This window comes from Paenibacillus sp. NPDC055715 (genome assembly GCF_053617595.1).
This window is the reverse complement of the sequence record NZ_JBSHGA010000018.1, coordinates 1-22,197: the sequence shown is the minus strand read 5'-3', so window position 1 is coordinate 22,197 and position 22,197 is coordinate 1. Positions and strand designations below refer to the sequence as shown.

The 22,197-nt window shown below is 48.3% G+C and carries 18 protein-coding genes and 1 rRNA gene; 15 read left to right on the top strand and 4 right to left on the bottom strand.

Annotated features, from left to right (window positions below):
• Positions 1-36: 36 nt before the first annotated feature.
• Positions 37-4,329 carry a S8 family serine peptidase gene (locus tag ACWGOO_RS20320; RefSeq protein ID WP_452486385.1) on the bottom strand — a complete coding sequence of 1,431 codons (4,293 nt, stop codon included), beginning with the start codon at positions 4,327-4,329 and terminating at the stop codon, positions 37-39.
• 361 nt (positions 4,330-4,690) lie between these two features.
• On the opposite strand from ACWGOO_RS20320, the gene ACWGOO_RS20315 reads away from it, so the two are divergent.
• A complete protein-coding gene (locus ACWGOO_RS20315) occupies positions 4,691-5,626 on the top strand; it encodes a manganese-dependent inorganic pyrophosphatase (protein ID WP_452486383.1) in 936 nt (311 codons plus the stop codon).
• 289 nt (positions 5,627-5,915) lie between these two features.
• On the top strand, positions 5,916-6,272 hold the full coding sequence (locus ACWGOO_RS20310; RefSeq protein ID WP_452486381.1) for a winged helix-turn-helix transcriptional regulator: 357 nt from the start codon (positions 5,916-5,918) through the stop codon (positions 6,270-6,272).
• Positions 6,273-6,357: 85 nt separating this feature from the next.
• Here the strand turns inward: ACWGOO_RS20310 and ACWGOO_RS20305 are convergent, their stop codons facing one another.
• The 3 genes from ACWGOO_RS20305 to ACWGOO_RS20295 form a co-directional block, all read right to left on the bottom strand.
• Positions 6,358-6,888, bottom strand: coding sequence for an NAD(P)H-dependent oxidoreductase (locus ACWGOO_RS20305; protein ID WP_452486379.1), 531 nt, complete (start codon positions 6,886-6,888; stop codon positions 6,358-6,360).
• Between the two features lie 231 nt (positions 6,889-7,119).
• Positions 7,120-7,662, bottom strand: coding sequence for a MarR family winged helix-turn-helix transcriptional regulator (locus ACWGOO_RS20300; RefSeq protein ID WP_452486377.1), 543 nt, complete (start codon positions 7,660-7,662; stop codon positions 7,120-7,122).
• Positions 7,663-7,772: 110 nt separating this feature from the next.
• Complete coding sequence (locus ACWGOO_RS20295; protein ID WP_452486375.1) at positions 7,773-8,732, bottom strand: ATP-dependent DNA ligase; 960 nt, start codon at positions 8,730-8,732, stop codon at positions 7,773-7,775.
• 164 nt (positions 8,733-8,896) lie between these two features.
• Between ACWGOO_RS20295 and ACWGOO_RS20290 the strand changes: the two genes are divergently transcribed.
• The 13 genes from ACWGOO_RS20290 to ACWGOO_RS20230 form a co-directional block, all read left to right on the top strand.
• Positions 8,897-9,172 carry a GNAT family N-acetyltransferase gene (locus ACWGOO_RS20290; RefSeq protein WP_452486373.1) on the top strand — a complete coding sequence of 92 codons (276 nt, stop codon included), beginning with the start codon at positions 8,897-8,899 and terminating at the stop codon, positions 9,170-9,172.
• Positions 9,173-9,465: 293 nt separating this feature from the next.
• On the top strand, positions 9,466-10,029 hold the full coding sequence (locus ACWGOO_RS20285; protein WP_452486371.1) for a DUF420 domain-containing protein: 564 nt from the start codon (positions 9,466-9,468) through the stop codon (positions 10,027-10,029).
• A 185-nt stretch (positions 10,030-10,214) separates the two neighbouring features.
• Positions 10,215-11,489 carry an ABC transporter substrate-binding protein gene (locus tag ACWGOO_RS20280; RefSeq protein ID WP_452486369.1) on the top strand — a complete coding sequence of 425 codons (1,275 nt, stop codon included), beginning with the start codon at positions 10,215-10,217 and terminating at the stop codon, positions 11,487-11,489.
• A gap of 64 nt (positions 11,490-11,553) precedes the next feature.
• Positions 11,554-12,435, top strand: coding sequence for a carbohydrate ABC transporter permease (locus ACWGOO_RS20275; protein WP_452486367.1), 882 nt, complete (start codon positions 11,554-11,556; stop codon positions 12,433-12,435).
• Positions 12,435-13,325, top strand: a complete 891-nt coding sequence (locus ACWGOO_RS20270; protein ID WP_452486453.1) for a carbohydrate ABC transporter permease — start codon at positions 12,435-12,437, stop codon at positions 13,323-13,325. The genes ACWGOO_RS20275 and ACWGOO_RS20270 overlap by 1 nt, the downstream gene beginning before the upstream one ends.
• A 52-nt stretch (positions 13,326-13,377) precedes the next feature.
• Positions 13,378-15,207, top strand: coding sequence for a beta-N-acetylglucosaminidase domain-containing protein (locus ACWGOO_RS20265; RefSeq protein WP_452486365.1), 1,830 nt, complete (start codon positions 13,378-13,380; stop codon positions 15,205-15,207).
• 154 nt (positions 15,208-15,361) lie between these two features.
• Positions 15,362-16,903 (top strand): DUF4127 family protein, encoded by a 1,542-nt coding sequence (locus ACWGOO_RS20260; RefSeq protein ID WP_452486363.1) that lies wholly within the window; start codon positions 15,362-15,364, stop codon positions 16,901-16,903.
• 5 nt (positions 16,904-16,908) lie between these two features.
• Positions 16,909-17,628 carry an N-acetylmannosamine-6-phosphate 2-epimerase gene (locus ACWGOO_RS20255; RefSeq protein ID WP_452486361.1) on the top strand — a complete coding sequence of 240 codons (720 nt, stop codon included), beginning with the start codon at positions 16,909-16,911 and terminating at the stop codon, positions 17,626-17,628.
• Positions 17,612-17,842, top strand: coding sequence for a hypothetical protein (locus ACWGOO_RS20250; protein WP_452486360.1), 231 nt, complete (start codon positions 17,612-17,614; stop codon positions 17,840-17,842). The genes ACWGOO_RS20255 and ACWGOO_RS20250 overlap by 17 nt, the downstream gene beginning before the upstream one ends.
• 169 nt (positions 17,843-18,011) lie before the next feature.
• Positions 18,012-18,983: an ROK family protein gene (locus tag ACWGOO_RS20245; RefSeq protein ID WP_452486358.1), complete on the top strand. Its 972-nt coding sequence runs from the start codon at positions 18,012-18,014 to the stop codon at positions 18,981-18,983.
• Between the two features lie 25 nt (positions 18,984-19,008).
• Positions 19,009-20,619, top strand: coding sequence for an FAD-dependent oxidoreductase (locus ACWGOO_RS20240; RefSeq protein ID WP_452486356.1), 1,611 nt, complete (start codon positions 19,009-19,011; stop codon positions 20,617-20,619).
• A 612-nt stretch (positions 20,620-21,231) separates the two neighbouring features.
• Entirely contained in the window at positions 21,232-21,690 is a 459-nt protein-coding gene (locus ACWGOO_RS20235; protein WP_452486354.1) for a transposase, read from the top strand.
• 315 nt (positions 21,691-22,005) lie between these two features.
• Positions 22,006-22,197: ribosomal RNA gene (locus tag ACWGOO_RS20230) — 16S ribosomal RNA — on the top strand; the annotation flags it as partial.

The window sequence follows — 22,197 nt, the reverse complement described above, 5'->3', positions numbered from 1 at the left end:
TTGGTTATAACGCGGCTCGGGAGGCTTTTTAATTAGTTAATTAATCAATGCAGCCTTTTGTAAAAGCATATGCAGCACCTTGGCAGATGCCTCACGCGTTGTAGGCGCATTCGGCTGGAAGTAGGAGGAACCCTTTATGGTTTCCCCGTTGATAATGCCTGCTGCGCTCACTTTGTCAATGCTATCCTTGGCATAGCCTGCAAAGGATGAAGCATCATGATACGGTGTGTGCGCAGGGCCATCGACAGATGCCTTGATCTGAAGCAGGTCTACTGCTTTGCTCAGCACGACAGCAATTTCCTGACGACTGATGTTAGCGTTCGGATCAAACTTGTCGCCGCTGCGACCTGTAATCAACCCGGTCTCGTAGGCGGCTGCCACATCACCGGAATACCAGCTACCTGCTGGAATATCGCCGAATGGTGCGGCAGTACCCGGTGTCAGGCCAAGGGCCCGAGTTACCAAGGCTGCAAATTCCGCACGTGTTACGTTCTTCTTCGGTGAGAAGGCCGTGTCTGTGGTGCCGTTGATCAGTAGCTTGTTCGCAAGCGACTGAATCTCAGATTGAGCATACGACGATGAAATATCTCCAAAGCTAACGGGACGAGTCGCCGCTGCATACGTCGAGAAGCCTGGACGGTTTACCTTGACGACTGTAGATCCATCTGCCTGCTTCGTAAAGACGGATGGAACCGGATAGACATTTCCGTTAACCGTATAGAGAACACCGGCTGTATTCGACTCAATTTGGCCGGGTACGGTAAAGGAGCGGCTAATGAACTGTCCCGGAGCAACCTTGAGCGGTTCGCTCTTGCCGCCAGTGACAACATTAGCTTCAAAACCTACAGGGGTACCAATCACAGTTGAGCCTTTCAGCTTGCTCGTAAATGTGTTGCTTTCCTGGGCCTGGCTGCTGATTACCACTTCAATGCCTGCACCCGCAGGAGCATTTTTCAGTGCGGATATCGGCAAAGCCAGGGAAGATCCTGTGTTGCTCACAATCAGGCTGCTTCCTGCCGGAGCCTTACCCAGCGTTGTCAGTTGGGCGGAAGTCAGCGCTGCTTTGGTCGTTTGACCCGCTTGGCTGCTGGCCGACAGGACAATGGCTGTTGGGCTGGAGCCTGCTGCCGTCACAGCAGCCTGCAAATCTGCATCGGTTACAGTCAGCGACTGTACATTGTTGTTAACCACGACGGTTGTGGCTACCGCTTTTACCGCCTGTCCTTGCTTCACTACGGATTGAAGTGAAGGTGCAGATGTAGCGACAGGAGTGGATGTGGTGGTTGAAGCGGAAGGTGTAGTATTACTTCTGCCGCTACCTCCACCACTGCCTCCACCGCTACTGCTGCCGGAAGCGGCACTATTGTCGACGCGAATAGCTTTGGTGGCGGTAAAGTATTTAGGAACGTTAGTATTGGTTTCGACTTCGACTTCGCCTTTTGCATTTAGTTCCGGCGAATTAACCTCCAGCTTATACACACCGTCCTTCAAATGCTGAATAACGGGCTGACCGCTGGTATCCAGAACAGGATTTCCGTTAGCGTCAAGTTCGACGTAGCTTCCGTCAATGTCCTTGAAGGAGTATGAGCCTTGCTTGAGACGGGCGTTAACTCCTTGCTCCTTGGGAGTCGTAATTCCATTAATAAGACCAATTAATTTATCATCTATGCCGTATACATTGAGCGCAATTTGGTTTGTTTTATCCGTGGTCAGGCGGAAAGCAAGATCTGTTGAGCGTTGAGCGCCTGTACGGTTTGGATAAATAGTCGGGTTGGTTATACTCAGATCCTGCAAGCCGAAGCCTGTGGTCGGATTTTCCTTGCCGACATGAACGACGAACGGCAGATGCAATGTAGGCAGTCCGGCGCTTTTCAGGATGACTTCTCCTTCATATACACCTGTAGCTGCACCCGAATTTGGCTGTACGGACAGGAAGAACGGTTGGGATTTACCCGCTTCTGCCGAGATTGCCCCATTCGTGCCGACACCTTGCAACTGAACAGCGATATTGCTCACGTCAGGTGTGGCAATTGGGTTCTTGGGATGAGAGGTAACACGGTCATGCAAAATATAGCTGGCTTCATACTGTACACTGTCTGCGGACAGGTTTTTGAGCTGAAGCTGAATTTGCTTCGCATCACTGCCTGGTTTCAACACCCCGAAGCTGGCGGAAGGATTGTAGTTCACGACCTTCTGCCGATTAAAGTTCTTGTCGAGAATCGTAATGTTTTCAACGGTTTCCAGCAGGGCTGGTGTCTGAATCGCATTGGCGATGTTTACAAGCCCTGCACCTTGGGAATACACATCGTATTGGATTTGATCCTCATCGTAAAGTGTATCCGAGGTGTTCGCCAGAGCAGCGCGAATATCGAACGGTGTCCAGTTTGGATGCTGCTGCTTCAGCAGTACAGCAAGTCCGGCTACATGGGGAGAAGCCATGCTGGTTCCGTTGCTGCGTTTGTAAGCAAGATCATAAGAGGCATCCGCATAGAACTTGGCGTAAGCAGGATAGGTTGACATAATACTAACTCCTGGCGCGCTCACATCCGGCTTGATGCTAAATTGCTCGTCGCCGTTTGGTCCACGGGAGCTGAATCCAGCCATCGTATTGCCTGCATTATCCGTACGAGTATAATCCTTTCCGAAGGAGACAAAGAATTTTTGTTTTTTATTTTGGTTTTCAATAATCTGTTTTGCCAGTGCGCGGCCTTCTTTGCCCTTCATGTCAAAGATAGGAATATAATCAACACCGTTACCTTGATTATTATTAATATAATCATTGTAAGTTGGGATCGTATCGCTTAGATCAGCTTGAGTGTTGTCGCTGGTTTTTGCCCTACCATTAAAAATAATAATAGCCTTTGCACCACTTTGCTTTGCATATTCCATTTTGTCTACGAAGCCAAAGACGCCGCGTGACACAAATGCAACTTTACCTTGTACATCGTTTGAAGAGAAGTCCCTTGGCTGTCCTAAGTTGGCATATACCAGCTCCAGGGGGGTTGTGCCTAAAATGGAAGCAAAATCTTCATGGAAGGTTTGCCAGCCCATCGTGTTAAAATTGTAATAGGTATCTGCCGTAACTGTATTCAGCTTACCCTCCTCATCATAGGTAGCTTGATTAACCGATACCCTATTCGAGTAGCTGTGACTCGGCGAGGTTGCCGCACCGACAGAAATCGCCAACTGGGATGATGCAGGGGAACCCATCGAATAATAATAATTCCCATTTTTTGCCGCATTACCATTCGCAATGACTGCGACTACACCAGAAAGCACTGCATTATTAATGGCAATGGAGTCCGGGGAGTTCGGGTCCTTCTCGGAGTCTGAGCCGAGGGACAGGTTAATCACGTTCATGCCATCCTTGACGGCGTGTTCAATACCGTCAATGACCTGTGCGGAGGAACCGGAGGAACGTCCAGTCTTGATACTGCGCCCAAGCACTTTATACACATATAAGTCCGATTTATAGGCAATGCCCTTTTGTACCAATTCTGATGTTTTATTAGCGGCCTGGCCGGCAATCGTACCGGACACATGCGTGCCGTGAGTTGTTCCGGCAAAACCTGTGCCATACGGGTCATTCTCTTTTTCAAGAAAGGGCTCCTCGTAAGGATCGTTGTCCTGCTCAAAAGAGTCATATCCACCCTTGTAAGCTGCTTTCAAATCCGGGTGCTCATAATCGATCCCGGTATCAATAACCCCGACCTTAATCCCTTCGCCTGTCAATCCCTTGGCCCAGGCTTCAGGAACGCCAATCTGATCCAGCGGTGCGTTATCATACGTTGCTTCGCTGGCGGTGAGTGTTGGCGGGTCTTGTACAGGGATGGAATAATACGTTTTGTTTTCGTGTATGGATTTTACACCTGGCAATTTAGCCAGTTCCGGAATTTTGTTCGCTGGCAGCGTAACTTCCAAGCCATTAAGTACCGTGTTGTACTGGTAATTCACCTGAAGGGGAATGCTGTGCTCTGCCGCTCTGTCCACCAACGTTGTTTGCTCGTTGGCGATAGCGGATTCCGCTTTTTGCTCGGATCGTGCCGTGAAAGTCTGGTTGCCCGACTGTGCCGCATATTTGTCCACGGCTAGTGGCTCACCATCAAGCTGTACGATGACTCTGACCTGCTGGGAGGAAGTGGTGCTCAGCTCGGGCGAAATGAACGCTGGAGTTGTTTCGGAACTCAAAGCCTTCTGTGCTTCTAAAAATGAACGAGTTTGCAGGTCTACGGTAGCAGCAGAACTGACAGATGGAAGAGACAGGCTTACCGTCAAGGCAAGAGCGAGTGTTACGATAGGAATTTTCCTCAAAATGATCCTCTTTTTCAAATATATCCCTCTTTTCAATCAAAATATGATTTGTTTATATACTAGGATTTGAAGCTACTGCCGAAGTTCTCACGCCTCCCCAAGATTCAAATGATAGAGTTGACCACTGGTGGCTAACTTGCCGGTTTTGAGGAATATCTTACCATATTGGTGGGATATATTACTATATTTTTTTATATGTTTAGAGAAAATTAAGGTTAACTTCATGCATATATTCCATGGAAATGTTATGAATTTACTAGATTTTTTTTGAAATCATTCAAAGGGGAATGGGAGAATACGAGATTTAATGATATAATCTGCATTGGAATTGTTGATATTTCAATGAGGATGTAAAATGCTTAGTGCAAAGGAGTCGATTATGTTGGCAAAAACATTGATTTTCGGGCATAAAAATCCGGATACGGATACGATTTGCTCAGCTATTGCTTATGCAGACTTGAAAACCAAACTGGGTGCGGACGTGGAGCCGGTTCGTCTGGGTGAGGTAAACGGGGAAACGCAGTATGCACTGGATTATTTCAAAGTGAGTGCGCCGCGTCTAGTTAAACAGGTTGCTGAGGAAACAGACAGCGTCATTCTGGTCGATCATAATGAACGCCAGCAAAGCGCGGATGACATTGACAAAGTGCGTGTAACTGAAGTCATCGACCATCACCGGATCGCTAACTTTGAAACAAGCCAGCCGTTGTACTTCCGCGCTGAGCCTGTAGGCTGCACAGCCACGATTTTGAACAAGCTGTACAAGGAAAACGGGGTAGCGGTTCCGAAAGAAATCGCAGGTCTGATGCTGTCCGCGATTATTTCCGATTCCCTGTTGTTCAAATCCCCAACCTGCACCGACCAAGACGTAGCTGCTGCCCGTGAACTGGCTGAAATCGCTGGTGTGGATGCAGATCGCTATGGCTTTGACTTGCTTAAAGCAGGGGCTGATCTGAGCCGTCACACGATTGAACAGCTGGTGAGTCTGGATGCAAAGGAATTCCAGATGAATGGACGCAAAGTGGAAATTGCGCAAGTGAACGCGGTAGACGTGAACGATGTACTGTCCCGTCAGTCTGAGCTGGAAGCAGCACTGTCCCAAACGATTGCAGCTAAAAATCTGGACCTGTTCCTGTTCGTCGTAACAGATATTGTGAACAGTGATTCCATTGGTATTGCGCTGGGAAGCCAAAAACAAGCGGTCGAAAAAGCCTATAATGTACAACTCGACGACAACAAAGCCGTTCTGAAAGGTGTCGTATCCCGCAAATCGCAAATCGTACCTGTACTGACAGACGCTTTTAACAGTCTGTAATTCGGAAGCAGGCTACAATACGAAAAGGAGCCTCCTGAATCCAGCTGCGTTAAAGTAGCGGAAGCAGGGGCTTCTTTTTTTATTTCTTCAATTCTACCAGTACGTCTCTGATGCGTAAATTCGAAGGCCATTTTGTTTTCAAACTAAAATGAGATTTTTGCCGTATCCCCAGTAGTAGTTTCCATATCCTTTTACAGTCTAATTTACATCCTTTAAATAAAACGGCATAATGATCTATTGTACTGTATATACTTTTTCAACCTATACTTATCTTAAGGAGAGTGTAACTGTGGGAGAAACCTGTGTTCCTACTGGAGTTGAACTAAAAAATACCGGTTTTGGATATACGTTGTCATTGGTAGACGGCAAATATAAAATGATCATCATGTATTGGCTGTCTGAAAATAAGGTTATGCGTTTTAATCAGCTCAAGCGAAGTATAGGCGGCATCTCATTCAAAACGCTGAGCACCATGTTGAAAGAGCTTGAAGCAGAAGGTCTCATCCTTCGTAAAGAATTTCCTCAAATCCCTCCCAAAGTGGAGTATTCATTAACTGAACGAGGTCTTTCTCTCATTCCATTGTTAGATATGATGTGCCAGTGGGGAGAGAAAAACATGCCGACTTTGGAGACTGTACAGCAGTAGACAGAGGTATCTGACTTAATATGAGAAGAAGTAGCTCCTAAACAAGGAAATACTTCTTTTATCATTTTTCAAAGCGATCCGATGATTAAAGGTTGTCAACAAACTTCAAGTAATCCTGTACGCTTTTCTCCAATTCATTTGCAATCGGCTCATTTTCCGTACCATAAAATGCAAAGTACGAACGATAATCTGCATTGCAGTACAGGAAGGTCGTTTCAAAAGGTGTTAACAAATGTTCAAGGGTATAACGATATCTTCCCTCTTCACTATAATCTTCTTTTCTAACTCCGGCAGATACAGCTAGAGCCACTTTGCGATTCTTTAATTTATTACCTCCATTTGAGCCATACGCCCAACCATAAGCAAACACATCGTCGAGCCACTTTTTGAGGAGAGGTGGGCAATTAAACCAATAGATCGGAAACTGCAAAACAAGATTACCATGAGCTTCAATGAGTTGCTGTTCTTTTTCTGCATCAATGTTTCCGTCAGGGTAAACCTTATGCAATTCATGTACAGTATACTTTTCTGGACATTGTTTAAGTTCTTCCACCCACCGCTTGTTAATAACGGATGTTTCCAGGCTGGGGTGTGTTACGATTACTAGAGTTTTCAAAGAATTGTCCTCCTTAGTACGATTTAACTCTGATTATAGAATCCATGCTATTCATATGTAAGTATGCACTTTTAGTATAGATACTTACTTGAAGGTAAGTACCTCCATCAAATCACCTAGGCTTCCCATAAGATTTCACCATCATTAGATACCCATCAAATTGGATATGTCAGACGCCTCCACCATTTCTGCCAGCGGATATGAGGGCAAGCTTGACGAGCAGTCTTTTTCTCAGCCTCCGCACCATTTTTCTTCTCCCTCCCTGGGATCAGTTAGACGCGAACCTTTCACATCTTCAAATGCAGACTGCACGCGTGCCAGGTAGGTTTGAAACTCGCAGATTTCCGATTCGCTAAAGCCCGACATCAGGTGTGAGGCCAGTCCTATGAAAAAAGGGTCCATTTGCTTGATTTTCCCTCTTCCTTTATCGTTCAGAGAAACAAAAACGCCACGCTTGTCATTCGGATCATCGTATTTGTTAATGTAGCCATCTTGTTCAAGGGAAATGACCATGGAACTGATTGCTGCCCGGCTTACACCCATCTTTTCAGCCAATGCAGAAGGAGATGACATTTCGTCTCTTTGCGCAGAAAGCACACAAAGCGCTATATATTGCCCATACGAGAGCCCGAATTCACGTGAACGTTTCTCCATGTCTTTACGAATTTCATACGTTATAGAAAATAGCTCTACCAAAACACCAATTGGTTTATGGTCACCTGGAAACAGATTATAGGCTAGTTGACGAATTTCGGAGTCCAAGAAAAAGAACATGAGATCCACCTCGATGTAGTTAATTAGTTAACTGTAATTTAATTAACCACTGGTTGCAATGATTTATATAAACTTTATTTTGCTTTTTTTAAATTTATCTGCACAACTTATCATCCCCAGGGTCCGATACACTGCTCTACGTCTTGATTTACAAAGGCCTGTATAGAGGGCTGGCGAAGGGTACGTCCTTCCTGCCATCGCCACTCACTGTATTGAACCTTGGCGGTATACATAGGTTGTACCCATATCGCATCCCGATGACGATCCGGCTCATTGACAAAAGGCCGCGCTGAAATGGTGTGTGGCCTCAGTCGCTCTGTAAGCTGACGCCAATCGTTCCGCGTAAGCTTCCCCGTACCTGCATGTCCAATGTAGCGCAGCCCTCCTTGCTTGTCATACAAGCCCAGCAACACAGCATTGATGACGTCTCCGTTTAAAGTATAGCCTCCAATGACAGCAATGCTATCGCCGTAATTCTTGACCTTGACCCATCGCCCGTCCTGACCGCCAAATGTGTAAGGGCTGTCTAAACGTTTGCATACGATACCTTCCATTCCTTCGCTGCGCATCACCTGAAACAGAGCCTGTCCATCAGGATGAGCAGGAGCCAGCTGGACCCGTTCATTCGGCAGGATGACCTGATGCAATAATTCGAGCCTTTCTGCCAGTGGTTTGCGGTGAACCCATTCTCCATTTAAATACAAAATATCAAACAGCATGTACGTAGCGGGCACAGCTTCATAAGCCGCTTGAATCCGATCCGTTCGGCGAATCAGGTCGCGGCGCATAATTTCATGAAACGAGGGCTTCCCATCGGCTCCCAGCGCGATCATTTCCCCGTCCAGAATGACCGAATCGGCCTGGCAGTATGAGGAAAATGAAGCGAGTTCCGGGTATAAAAGCGTTCGTTCATGCTGCTTCCGGTTAAACAGGCGTGTGCTACTCTGATTGTGATATGTCAAAATTCTCGTGCCGTCCCATTTTATTTCGTACCGCCACAGGCCCTCCGAAGGGATTTGTTCACTTGGCACTGGCTCAAACGGGACAACGGGTTTCATTTCCGAACGCAAATACAACACCTCGCCTCACCTTTTTGGGATAAGGATAGTTTCGACGACAGGCATCTTTTTATGTGAGGATTTTGCAAAAATCCTGATGTATGAGATGTTTCGTTGGACCTCAAATCGGGGAATGATAAGGAAATCTTAATCTCGGCAGAAAGGGGCTCGGTTTCATGAGACAAACTCGCTGGGAGGACCATGCGGTAGTCATGGTGGATGACGGGCAGGTGGTTGCGGAAGTAGGCTATAAATTCATAGATGACCACTCCTTGGTCATTGACCATACATTTGTATCCGAAAAGTTGCGGGGTCAAAAAATTGGCAAGGAGTTGATCGACCAAGTCGTTCAAATGGCGAGGGATCAGCATAAAAAGGTCGTTCCCGCCTGCTCTTACGCACTGGCCCTGTTCAAGCGTCATCAAGAATATAGTGACGTCTGGCAGCAGTAAATGCGGGGAATGCTCGTACCACAAGTGCATAAATATCACAACATCGGGACAGGTATTTAGGCCTTCCCGGTGTTTTTTGCGTGTATAAAGCACCTAAAATGGCCGTATTCTATCATGGATATGTTAAGAAAATGGTTATCCTGAGATACTAATGCACATTTTTATATCGTCGGCTATGAAATTGTTCATACTGTTGTCACTTCACAGGCCGTCCTTAGGTTCTATATAATATAGTATGGTTATGGCCACACACCAAACGAAAAGCTTGAATTTAAACGAAGGAGACGCTCATTATGAATAAAGCGAGTGAGGACAAGCAGTACGTTCCAACAAGTAATCGTAATTTCACAGCCTTGATTATCACCGTTTCCATCATAGCCAACGTGATTATTCTACTGCTGTTTTTTTCGCCAATTGGATACCAGGGTGGTGTTAGCTTCGATATCACCATTTTCCCGAGGTTGAATGCGATTTTTAACAGTTTCACGTTTATTTTCCTGGTGGCGGCGCTGGTTGCCATTTTCAAGAAGAACGTTAAGGTGCATAAAACCTTTGTTCTGCTGGCCTTTGCCAGTACCGTTTTATTTTTGTTTTCCTATCTGACCTTCCACTATATTTCGCCGGACACTGCAAAATTTGGCGGGGTGGGTATTATTCGGCCGATTTACTTTACGTTGCTGATTTCACACAGCATACTGGCTGCCATTATTGTACCGCTGGCCCTGTTCACGGTTGTATGGGGATGGACGATGCAGGTGGCGAAACACCGTAAAATTGCACGCTGGACCATGCCGATCTGGTTGTATGTCAGCTTGACCGGGGTACTCGTGTACGTATTCATGGCCCCGTATTATTAAATAAACTTGAACCCTCTGAGGTTCAATGAGGAAAGAAGGCGTCCCTGCTAACGGAGACGTCTTTTTTATGCCTAATAAAAGAAGAATTATTCCGTCTAAATTTATTTTATTAAAAAAATGTTCCTTCTCTAACGGTATTTCTGCTATAATTTCCCTTAATCAACTAAGAATAAGGGGGTCACCATGTGACGAAGAAAGTGAAAGGCAGGTTACGGTTGCTTGTTACCATGCTCGCGCTGGTTGTGCTGCTGAGCAGTTGCGGCGGCGAAGGCTCAAAGCCGGACAACGTAAACGGAGGGAAAGTGACACTGCAATTTTGGACCATTGCGCTACAGCCTACATTCACCCCGTATTTTAATCGGGTAATTGCCGATTACGAGGAGAAGAATCCCAATGTCAAAATCGACTGGAGGGATTACCCTTATGATGCAGTGACCAACAAACTGTTGACGAGTATCGCCAGCGGCAGCAGTCCGGATGTGGTGAATCTCAATACGGAGTTTGCCAGCCAAATGGGCTCCAAGGGTGCTGTTGTGGATATGAATGAGCATTTGTCCCCGGAGGAAAAGGCAGCTTATTTCGAGGGGATTTATAATTCTACCGTTATTAACGGCAAGGCTTATGCGCTACCTTGGTATACCGGCACAGAAGTGCTCTACATGAATACAAATTTGGTGAAGGCTGCCGGATTAGACCCTGCCCATCCGCCCAAAACGCGGGAGGAACTGTCTGAATGGGGCCGCCAGATCAATAGGAAAATCGGTAAAGCAGGCTTTGCGCAGCAGCTTGTATCCAAGCTATTTGCCATAGACGGAATTCCGATTTTGAATAAAGAAAAGACAGCAGCGGCGTTCAATACACCGGAAGCGGTCACCATGATTGATAATCTCAAAAAGCAAATGGAAGACGGTATCGTACTCAAGGAGGACGCTGATTTTTCACAGCAAGTAAAATATTATGCCGGTGAGCAGGTTGCTTTCGAGCTGGCAGGCCCGACGTTCATCAACTTTATCAAAACGGCCGCGCCGGACGTATACAAGAACACGATCGCCGTTCCTGTACCTACAGGTAAAGCCGATGTACGGCTGTCCAACTCCATGGATCTGGTCGTTCCAACCAAATCTGCACATGTGAATGAAGCGGTGAAGTTTGCTGTTTTCCTGACGAATGCCGAGAGCCAGACGGCTTTTTCCAAAGCGGCCAATACGCTGCCTTCCACGAAGGATTCCATTAAAGATCCGTACTTCACACAGTCCGACAAATCGCTGGAAGCACAAGCGAAATTGGTATCCGCTCAAAGTTTGGATAAGGCGACAGACTATATGGTCGGTGTGCCTAATGCCAAGGATGTGAACAGTGCTATCGCGCGTGCTTTGCAAAATATTTTATTGACCGGAACGGACACGAAGCAAACGCTTGCTGCTTTGGAGCAGGAAGTGAATGATATTTTAAAGCAATAGGTACAGCAGGGGAGTCATACGAAGGCTCTCCTGTTTATTTATCAAAATCGGGTGGTGATGCAGCATGATCAAATGGTTGAGGTCGGAATCCTTTACGGCCTGGGCCTTTATGACGCCTGGACTGTTATTGCTTGCCGTCTTTGTATTTTGGCCTATTATTTACAGCATTCCACTGGCATTGACGGACTACTCGGTCATATCGGATACCCATTATGTCGGTCTGGATAATTTCAAGGCAGCGTTTAAGGACCGCAACTTTCTCATTTCGATCTGGAACTCATTAGTGTATGTGCTGATTGTTCCCTTTCTTCAAATTCTCTCCATCCTGATGGCTGTGCTGGTGAACAGCCGTATACCGGGAATTAAAATATTTCGTACGACCTATTACATCCCAGTCGTAACTTCTATGGTAGCCGTGGCCTTAATTTGGAGCTGGTTGCTTGGCAATAACAGCGTTGTTAACTACTTGCTCATGCAGGCAGGGTTGATCAATAAGGACATTCATTGGCTGTCAGACAGTTCTTTGGCCCTGTATGTGCTCATGTTCATCACGATGTGGAAGGGACTTGGGTATTATATGATGCTCTATCTGGCCGGTTTGCAGAACATTCCACAAGACCTGTACGAAGCCGCCAGAGTGGACGGAGCAAGCCGTTGGCGGCTGATCGTCCATATTACCCTTCCGTTATTAAGACCCTACATTCTGTTCTGCACCCTCATTTCGCTCATGGCGGCTATTCGCGTGTTCGATGAGGTATATGTACTAACCAAGGGAGGGCCGGGAACAGCCACGCTGACCTCCAGCTTGTATATTTTCAAAAAGGGGATGGAGCAGTTTAACTTTGGTTATGCCTCGGCGCTTGGCTTAATTGTCGGTGCAATGATTGCGGTACTTAGTATCATCGTATTCCGATTCAATAGGAAAGGCGGTGTCAATCCCTATTGATGAATCTAAAAGATGACAAAATGCTACGCTCGTCTCTTCCTAAAAAGGAAAGCAGCCGCATCATGCGCAGTCTTGGTCGAGTGCTCAGGATGACGGTAATCTATGTGCTTCTAGTGCTGCTCGCACTCTTTTTAATGGGACCGTTCCTCTGGCTGCTCAGTGTATCGCTCATGCCGGGCCGCAACATTTTCTCAACGCCGCCCGCCATTTTCCCGACCTTTATTGATTTTGATAATTATGTTCAGGTGTGGCAGTTTATGAACTTTCCGAAGTATATGCTGAACACGGTGATCATTACAGTGCTTGGCGTTATTTTCAATGTGGTGCTCGCCAGTCTGACGGGATATCCTTTGGCTGTATTTCGTTTTAAGGGTAAAAATCTGGTATTCACGCTACTGATTGCCACCATGATTGTTCCTTCATACACGTCGTTCATCGTACATTACCTGACCATTCAGGGGCTTCATCTGGGCAATACGTATTTGGGTGTGGTGCTGCCTGGAGCTGTCTCCGTGTTCAACATTTTTCTGATGAGGCAGACGTTTATCCATATTCCTACCGATGTGCGTGATTCCGGCAAAATGGATGGCGCTTCGGAATTCCGAATCTGGTGGCAACTGGTGCTACCGTTGGTGAAGCCGGCGCTCGCTGTCATTTCTTTGCTGGAGGCCATGTCGTTCTGGAACAGCTTCCTGTGGCCTATCGTTATTCTGAACGACACGGAGCTATACCCGCTGGCGGCTGCGTTGACGTATCTCAATGGTCAATTTGCCTATAACTTCGGCTGGATTGCAGCGGGCACGATGATTTCGGTACTGCCGATCATTATCTTGTTCCTGTTCACACAGCGCTACTATATGGAAGGCTTGGCGGGTGCAGTAAAAGGATAGACCGGAAAGATCGGATACGGACGATCCGTGAATGGAAGGAGAGACGGTTACGATGGAACTGGCGAAAGGAACGCGGCCCAATTCCCGTGTAGAGCTAACAACGCAGGAGATTCAATATTATTTTCGTGATGTGTATAACAGTGGAGAAAAGCTGGTTATACCCGAACCGCGTTTGATTTGCGAGCTGTCCTCCCGCTTCGGGATGAATCAGGAATATGAAGGCGTTCTGGACCCTGACGGGCCGATCAAGCTGATCTTGCCTCCGGGACCGGGTGTGCCGACCGAAACACGGGGAAGCGTGCAACTGGTACTGGAGTACGATGGAGCGCTCGTTGCAGACGGCTACCGTTTGGAGATTTACAAGGAAAGTCGAGTTGAAATCCATGCTGCTAATAAAAGAGGGCTCAAATACGGCATGGATGCCCTGCATTTGCTGCTTCAAGTCGAACAGGAGCGATGTACACTGCCTATAGTGTCCATTCGCGATGAGCCTTCTTTTCCGGTCAGAGGGATTATTGAAGGCTTTTACGGAGAACCGTGGAGCCTGACAGATCGGCTGAATGCCGTCCGTTTTATGGCTGCCCATCGGATGAACACATTCATGTATGCTCCCAAGGATGATCCGTATCATCGTGAATTATGGCGGGAGCCGTACCCGGAAGACACGTTTGCGCAGATTAGCGAATTAAAGGAAACCTGCGATCAGCATGAGGTGGATTTTCATTACTGCATCAGTCCGGGGAATGACCTGAGCTTTGGCAGCGATGAAGATTTCCTCAGTTTGACGGAAAAGCTGGCGGCTGTGATTGCCATTGGCGTGCACCATTTTTCCATATTAATGGATGACATTGATTATGTGCTAAAAGGAGAAAATCGACATTTGCTGGGCCGTTCGGGCCACGCTCATGTCTTTTTGACCAACAAGGTGCATACATGGCTGGCTGAGCGGTTGCCTGAATTTACGCTGACAGTCTGTCCTTCGGAATATTGGTCGTACTGGGATACCGAATACAAAAAGGATTACCGTGAGCGGCTGCACCCGGAGATTAAGGTGTTTTGGACCGGATACTTTGTGTTTGCTCCACATATTGGTCAGAAGCACGCTGCCGATAATCATGCGTTCTTTGGGCATGAGCTGTGGCTGTGGGATAACATACCGGTAAATGATTGCGACCGTGACCGCTTGTTCCTTGATCCGCTGCGTGGACGGTATTCCGGGCTTCCAGACTGCGGACATACCGGTATGGTAGCCAACCCGATGAATCAGTGGGAATGCTCCAAAGTAACGCTCATTACGATGTCCCACTATATGTGGAACAGTGAGCGGTACATGCCGGAACTTTCTTGGGATTGGGCTGTGCGGGAGTTAGCGGGAGCGCGCGCGGAGGAACTGATGTTTTTCTGCCGTCAAAACAGAAACAGCCGACTGGGCGGCAGCACGTATGAGGACGTGGACCTTGCTTTGCAATGGCGCGATATCCCGGCGCTGGATATGTACTTTGAGCGGCTGCTCCAAGCCGTGAGCGTCCTGCGGCAAGTACCCGCCGATGATCCAGCGGCAGGCTTCGTAGCACAGGCCGCGCCGTGGCTGGAACGCGCCGAGCTAGACGCGGATCTGTGGCGTACGCTGCGCCAAGCTGTGGTCAGCAGCGAGCGGCAGAGCGGTTCGCTGCAGGCCGAGGAGAGCAGTACGCCGCCGGAAGTGGCTGACGGGCAAGGGGCTGTGCCCCTGACGGACGAAATCGTGGGGGAACTCCGCCGCTGTATCACTGCCTGTCTGGAGACGAAGGCTCGGCTCGGCAGTGATCCGGCGATCCGTGCAGCCGAGCGGTGGGGCTACGTCAGTCAGGATGAACAAGGCAAGTATCGACTAATCTTGTGAGCATTTGCTGATGTGATCAAGAAACCAGGGCAGCATAGCTTCCCTGGAAATAATGATATGTCTTTGAGTTAACGGAGGAAATGGCAGCCTAGCTGCCCTGAAAATAACCATTTGCCGTTAGGATAACGGGCATTTTCAGGAGAGGTGGATGCGTGTGGTGAAGACAAACACTCGTGTGCTTTTTGTACCGCTGGATGAACGCCCCTGTAATTATGAATTTCCTTATTTGCTGGCGCAGGGTACAGATTTGGAAATCGAGCGTCCCCCTAAGGAATGGATGGGACAAAAGAAAATCCCCGGTGATACGGCCCAGCTGTGGGCCTGGCTCGAAGAACGTGCGGCGGGTGCCGATGGAGCCATTATTGCGATGGATACGCTGCTGTACGGCGGAATCGTGCCGTCCCGGCTGCATGGAATGACAAGTGAGCAGGTCGGTGACAAGGTGAATCGACTTCGCAGGCTCAAGCAGCTTTATCCGCAGATGACCTTATATGCTTTTCAACTCATTATGCGTTGTCCGCAATATTCCTTGGCTGACGAAGAACCGGATTACTACGCCGATTGGGGACGCGAGATATTCAGGAAGGGCTTTATTGAGCATCGTCAGGAGCTAGGGATTGCCAACGTAGAGGAACTTCTTGAATTATCCGATATTAACAAACGTCTGCCTGTAGAGATACTGGAGGATTACCTGGGCCGTCGCCGTGTGAATCTGAAAGCTAATGAAGCCGCACTGGAATTGGTAGCAGAGGGTATCATTGATTTTATGATCATTCCACAAGATGATTCTGCTCCCTACGGCTATACCGCCAAGGATCAGCAGCGGCTAAGAACTCGTATTTCCGATCTAGGGCTGGACTTGAGCGTGTACATGTACCCAGGGGCAGACGAAGTGGGCTGTACGCTGCTGGCACGGTGGGTGAACCAGGCGAAGAATGCTGTGCCGCTTGTCTATCCCAGATTGTCCGCTTTGCAAGGAGCATTCGTGATTCCGCTTTTTGAGGATCGTTACTTTTATGAAACGTTAAAATATCAGATTATGGCGGCAGGTGGACTGATCGCTTCTTCAGCGGCAGAGGCTGATTTGATTTTGTTGGCTAACACGCCCGGAGACACGATGGCAGAAGCATCATCTCAACAGCGTGCAACGGCCGGATATGATGTATACCGAAATGTGGTGGAACTAGTCGAATACGGCGCCCATATGCTGCGACATACTGGCAAAAACATCGCGGTCGCTGATGTAGGCTATGCCAATGGAGCCGATCTTAAGCTGCTTAGACTATTGAAGCAAAAAGGGCTGCTTTTTGAGCTGGCAGGTTATGCAAGCTGGAACACCAGCTCTAATACGCTGGGAACCGTCATTGCCCAGTCCATGCTGTATAGCCAATACGGGCTTACGGCAGAGCATCTGGATTTTCTGGCGTTGCGTTACGCCGAAGATGCATGTTATTGCGCTGTGGTGCGTAACGCCATGAATAACGGGATTGTGGAACAAATGGGCTTCAACAAGTTTATGCTCGATGGACAGAGAGGTTCGGTTGCTGCGGTCATTCGCGGACGGCTGGAGCAGGCACTCGACGAATATGTAAACGGGCCAGAGGGCCGTGTGGAAATTACAGATTGCTATATGCCGTGGAACCGTACCTTTGAAGTCGGATTGACCGTACAGCATCATGCCGAAGAGAGAGGGTGATCCCAATGGGAGTGGAAGCTGTATTATCAAAAGTTCAGCATGGCCTGATCGTATCCTGTCAGGCACTACCGGATGAGCCGCTGCACGGATCGGATGTCATGGTTAAAATGGCACGCGCCGCTCAGCAGGGCGGAGCCGTGGCCATTCGCGCCAATGGCGCAGCAGATGTGCGTGCGATCAAACAGGCGCTTTCCCTGCCAGTCATCGGTCTGATCAAGAGGGATTATGATGATTCCGATATTTACATTACACCGACCCTCCGAGAGATGGAGGAACTGGTGGACGCGGGCGCAGATATCATCGCCCTGGATGCTACATCACGTCCGCGCCCGGGGGGATGCAGGCTGAAGCAGCTCATAGATTACGCCCACAGGAATGGAGTGGCCTCTATGGCGGATATATCCACACTGGAGGAGGCGCTTCATGCGGCTTCCCTCGGCGTAAGCTGCGTATCCACAACATTATCTGGTTATACGCCATACTCTGCTCAGATCGATGGACCCGATCTGGAGTTGGTTCGGAGAGCGTCGGAGTTGGTCCCCGTGCCTTTAATTGCGGAGGGTAAAATCTATGAGCCGACGCAGGTGGAGGAAGCATTCCGGTTGGGTGCGCATGCGGTGGTTGTAGGTTCGGCGATTACCAGACCCCAATTGATTACGCAGCGGTTTGCCGATGCCGCAAGGAAGGCAGTGAAATGCATCTATGGAGATGAACGACCGAATTAATACGTACGTTTCTTCATTACCGATACGGGTGGGGGAGACACCGACCCGGACAACGAACATGATATTACCCGCATGTTGTATCACAAAATGCTGGATATTTTGCACCTCCAGCATGGGGCTGCTGGACCGTTCAGAGCTTGGACGTGCGATAGCGTGTCTCGACCAGGCAGGTTATGTTCATTTTTTGGGTGTAGGTGCAAGGGCTTGCTCGTAAGCACACGAGTTATATTAAACAGATGAAGGAAAAAAACTGCGAGGTCGGTTATTGAGCGGAGTTATTGAGATTTTGAAGCCGAGAACCTTACCTTTCGGCTGTGTCATATCGTTAGTTATTGCTATGGCATATGAGCTGCTATTATAGAAGCTTTACGTAAAGAGCGTGTATGTTGATATCGTTTGGCTACAAGGAGGACGCTGTGGTGGCACATGCTGTGAACAGAGTCATTGGGATCGACATTGGAGGAACATCAGTGAAGGCCGCTATAGTGGAACAAGATGGTTCGATGCTGGATGAAATCCGGCTGGATACAGATGCTTCTCGCGGGCGTGATTGGGTACTGTCACGGGTATCTGAAGCTGTGGAAGGACTGAAACGCTCTCTGGGAAACACCAGCACCAGCGGCGGCATCGGTATCGACGCTCTAGGAATTGCTACGGCTGGCAGAGTAAACGTGGAGAGCGGTGAAGTCGTGTATGCCACGGATAATCTCCCCGGCTGGCAAGGTACACACTTGGTAACATGGGCGAGGGATAATCTCGCCTTCCGTGCTGTTGCTGACAATGATGCGAACGCCGCTTTGCTAGGAGAAGCATGGCAGGGAGCGGGGAGGGGCAAGCGACGCTTGGTCATGCTCACCTTGGGAACAGGCGTCGGTGGCGCATATATGGAAAATGGTTTGTTGTGCCGAGGGACTCACTGGAGCGGCGGCGATTGGGGGCATAGTATTTTATTCCCAAGAGGCCTTCCTTGCAATTGTGGAAAAAAGGGCTGTGCCGAACAGTATGTATCAGGTAGCGCACTGTTACGCCGGGGCAGAGAATACACAGGTAAACCGTATCGCTCGGGAATCGAGATCATGAAGGAGGCTGTTCGCAGTCACCCGGAGGCGCTTCAGGTACTGGACGATTACACCGCAGATTTAGCCGTGCTTCTGGCCAATATCTCGGTCACCCTTGATCCCGAGGCTATTATCGTAGGCGGAGGGGTAGCAGACGCGGGAGAAGTCTGGTGGCCCTTGCTGGAAAAGCATCTACAACAGCTGGGAGTCCAAACGGAAGTAAGCCGGTCATTATTGGGTAATCGCGCTGGAATTATCGGTGCGGCACGGCTTGCTTTTGACCTAACGGATTCCTAGAACAAGCATGAGAGGGGAACGAACCATGACACAAAATCGGATCGATACCGACATTGTTGTGATTGGCGGAGGTCTGGGAGGAACATCGGCAGCTCTTGCGGCAGCGAAGGCTGGCATGAGAGTCATCGTGACGGAAGAGACGGACTGGTTGGGAGGACAGTTAACTTCACAGGCCGTCCCCCCGGATGAGCATCGATGGATCGAACAGTTTGGCTGCACAGCAACATACCGTGAGTTCCGTAATCGTGTACGTGACTATTACCGTCAGAACTATCCTTTAACGGAAGAAGCCCAAAATGACCCGATTCTTAATCCCGGCAACGGTTGGGTAAGCCGTCTGGCTCATGAACCACGAGTAGCTCTGCGGGTGCTTGAAGATATGCTTGCTCCCTATTTGAACACAGGGCGTGTTCGCGTATATTACCACACCGTGCCCATAGCCGCTCAAACGGATGAGGACTGCATTTCTTCCGTAACTGTTCGTACCTCGGATAGCCTTGATGATGGGTGTGGGGTTATGGTGCTGCGCGGAACGTTTTATCTGGACGCCACAGAGTGCGGGGATCTTCTACCGATGGCGCAGGTGGAGCATACGAGTGGAGCAGAGTCGCGGGATGATACAGGTGAGCCTCATGCTTTGGAGTGCGCTGACCCTATGGATATGCAGTCTATCACACATGTAGCAGCCGTGGATTACATTCCGTATGGAAGCTTCATTATAGAGCGGCCGCAACAATATGATTTTTGGAGAAATTATATTCCTTCCTTTTCCCGTTTCCCGATTTTGAGCTGGTTTGCTACGGATGCGGATGATACCAGCAAACTAAAACAGTTCACTTTGTTTCCTAACGATCAGGGCATTGTATCTCTGTGGGATTACCGTCGCATTGTGGACCCTTCTATATGGAGCAAACCATTAAATGATGGAGAGGTAACTCTTTTAAACTGGGAGCAAAATGATTATTACCTCGGTCCGTTGATCGGTGTGTCCGCTCAGGAGCAGAAAAGACATAGAGAAGGCGCCCGTGAATTGACCCGTTCTTTAATCTATTGGCTCCAGACCGAAGCACCCCGATTAGATGGAGGATTCGGTTATCCGGGTATTCGGCCCCGGGGAGATTTCCTTGGTACTTCAGATGGTCTGGCTAAAACCGCCTACATCCGCGAATCGCGCCGAATTCAAGCGAAGTATACGATATCAGAGTTTGATGTAAGTCGTGAGCTTCGGGGAACGGATGGGCCCAAACGGTATGCAGACAGCGTAGGTGTAGGCAGCTACCACTTGGACCTCCATCCGACCACCGTATCTCAACGGACATTTTACATTCCTAATTACCCTTATGAGATTCCGTTAGGCTCCCTTATTCCGGTAAGAGTGCGTAATCTGCTTCCTGCATGTAAAAATATAGGGATGACTCAAATTGCAAATGGTTGCTATCGACTGCACCCTACGGAGTGGAATATCGGTGAATCAGCGGGGAGTCTGGCGGCTTATTGTGTGTCCAACGGAGTATTTCCAATAGAAGTCAGCGAATCGACAGAGCATCTGGGGCGTTTTCAAAGTAGGCTTCTTTGCCAAGGCGTGGAGCTACACTGGCCCGCGGAAGTATTTGAACCCGAAGGAGTCACCAGCTAAAACGCAAGGGCTTTTGCCCTTTGGCTGACTTAGATAAGGTCAAAAAGCAGGCCTGTTGATTAACCGGAAATAGGATAAAAAGAGCCGTCTTTTCGGGTAATGGAAAGTGCCACCCAACCATTCGGAAAAGAGGCGACCCTCATGAATCAGTGCACCTTATTTCGGAACTTGCTACCATCTATCTTTAGCGAATCCAAAGTGAAAGCCATCTCTTAGGAACAGGTTATGTAGATACAGCCCGCAAATTCAAGGTGTTTCAACTCCTGCGGTTATTGGACTCAAGCCGCCGAGGTTCCTTTTGCTATGTTCAAAACGCTGTGTCCCCAACTTCTTCAAAGCTGGGGACGGGCCGAACGGCGAACCTTACCGATTCCTCAGGAACTGCTGTTTATCGACTCGACCACCGTAACGGTAGGAAAAACTCGTTTGCCCTGGTCTTTACCATGGCGAACGAGCGGGCGTAAAGCTTCATGTCGCTTGGGATGTGACCTTCGGGCAGCCTCAGCGCGTCGAAGAAACCACCGCTTTATGTCATGACGGCCCCCTGGGTGAAGTCCTCGCCAATCCGTCCTATTCGCTGGTTCAAGATCGAGACTATGGTAAAATAAGCGTTTGGATCGTTACCTGAAGCAAAAGCAAGGGTTCGTGATTCGCTTAAAAGAGAATGTACACCTCGTTACTCCTCGGGCGTTACGACAGTGGAATCCAGAAAACGCTCACGTGAAACGGGATATCACTTGTCTGTTAGGCACGCCTGCGAATCGTCCTCAAAAACGGCATCGCCTGGTGTTTTTTGAGGATGGGCACGGTCATGACATTCGCGTGTTGACGAATCTCATGCACATCACAGCTGAGGAAATAGTCTTGATGTATAAAGCTCGTTGGCAGATTGAACTGTTTTTTCGCTGGATCAAGCAATATTTGAACATTCCAACACAGTTTGGAACCACTGAAAACGTGGTGTATGGACAGTTGTTCTCAGCGCTTATCGTATACGTACTGTTAAAAACGATGTATGATCGCGTAAGCCTTCGTGTTCTCAAGCGTCAAAAAGATGATTTTAAAAAGTAATAAAAAAGTACTTGCTAAGTTGCTTGGGTATATGATATATTATTTGAGCTGACAACAAAACAGCCGTTTCAAAAGTAAAAAGCTTGGGTAAAATAATCTTTATAAAAGAAGAAAAAAATAAAGCTTGCATTTTTGAAACGAACATGTTATGATCTTATAGCTGCTGAAAAAGACAGCGAAAAGAATTTGATCTTTGAAAACTGAACAACGAGTGAGTAAATTGATTTTGTTCGCAAAATCAAACAAGAGATATTTTATCTCGTCAGTTTCAAAATGAGCGAATCGCTCTTTCTATATACCAGCTTCGGTTGGTCTTTAATGGAGAGTTTGATCCTGGCTCAGGACGAACGCTGGCGGCGTGCCTAATACATGCAAGTCGAGCGGGGTTATGTTAGAAGCTTGCTTCTAACATAACCTAGCGGCGGACGGGTGAGTAACACGTAGGCAACCTGCCCATGAGTCTGGGATAACTACCGGAAACGGTAGCTAATACCGGATACATCCTTT

Excerpts from the sequence above, each read along its gene's own strand:
- ACWGOO_RS20290 (WP_452486373.1), top strand. The coding sequence starts at position 8,897 with ATGAGACAAACTCGCTGGGAGGACCATGCGGTAGTCATGGTGGATGAC.
- ACWGOO_RS20270 (WP_452486453.1), top strand. The coding sequence starts at position 12,435 with ATGAATCTAAAAGATGACAAAATGCTACGCTCGTCTCTTCCTAAAAAG.
- ACWGOO_RS20255 (WP_452486361.1), top strand. The coding sequence starts at position 16,909 with ATGGGAGTGGAAGCTGTATTATCAAAAGTTCAGCATGGCCTGATCGTA.
- ACWGOO_RS20300 (WP_452486377.1), bottom strand. The coding sequence starts at position 7,662 with ATGTTCTTTTTCTTGGACTCCGAAATTCGTCAACTAGCCTATAATCTG.
- ACWGOO_RS20250 (WP_452486360.1), top strand. The coding sequence starts at position 17,612 with ATGAACGACCGAATTAATACGTACGTTTCTTCATTACCGATACGGGTG.
- ACWGOO_RS20275 (WP_452486367.1), top strand. The coding sequence starts at position 11,554 with ATGATCAAATGGTTGAGGTCGGAATCCTTTACGGCCTGGGCCTTTATG.
- ACWGOO_RS20265 (WP_452486365.1), top strand. The coding sequence starts at position 13,378 with ATGGAACTGGCGAAAGGAACGCGGCCCAATTCCCGTGTAGAGCTAACA.
- ACWGOO_RS20245 (WP_452486358.1), top strand. The coding sequence starts at position 18,012 with ATGTTGATATCGTTTGGCTACAAGGAGGACGCTGTGGTGGCACATGCT.
- ACWGOO_RS20285 (WP_452486371.1), top strand. The coding sequence starts at position 9,466 with ATGAATAAAGCGAGTGAGGACAAGCAGTACGTTCCAACAAGTAATCGT.
- ACWGOO_RS20315 (WP_452486383.1), top strand. The coding sequence starts at position 4,691 with ATGTTGGCAAAAACATTGATTTTCGGGCATAAAAATCCGGATACGGAT.
- ACWGOO_RS20240 (WP_452486356.1), top strand. The coding sequence starts at position 19,009 with ATGACACAAAATCGGATCGATACCGACATTGTTGTGATTGGCGGAGGT.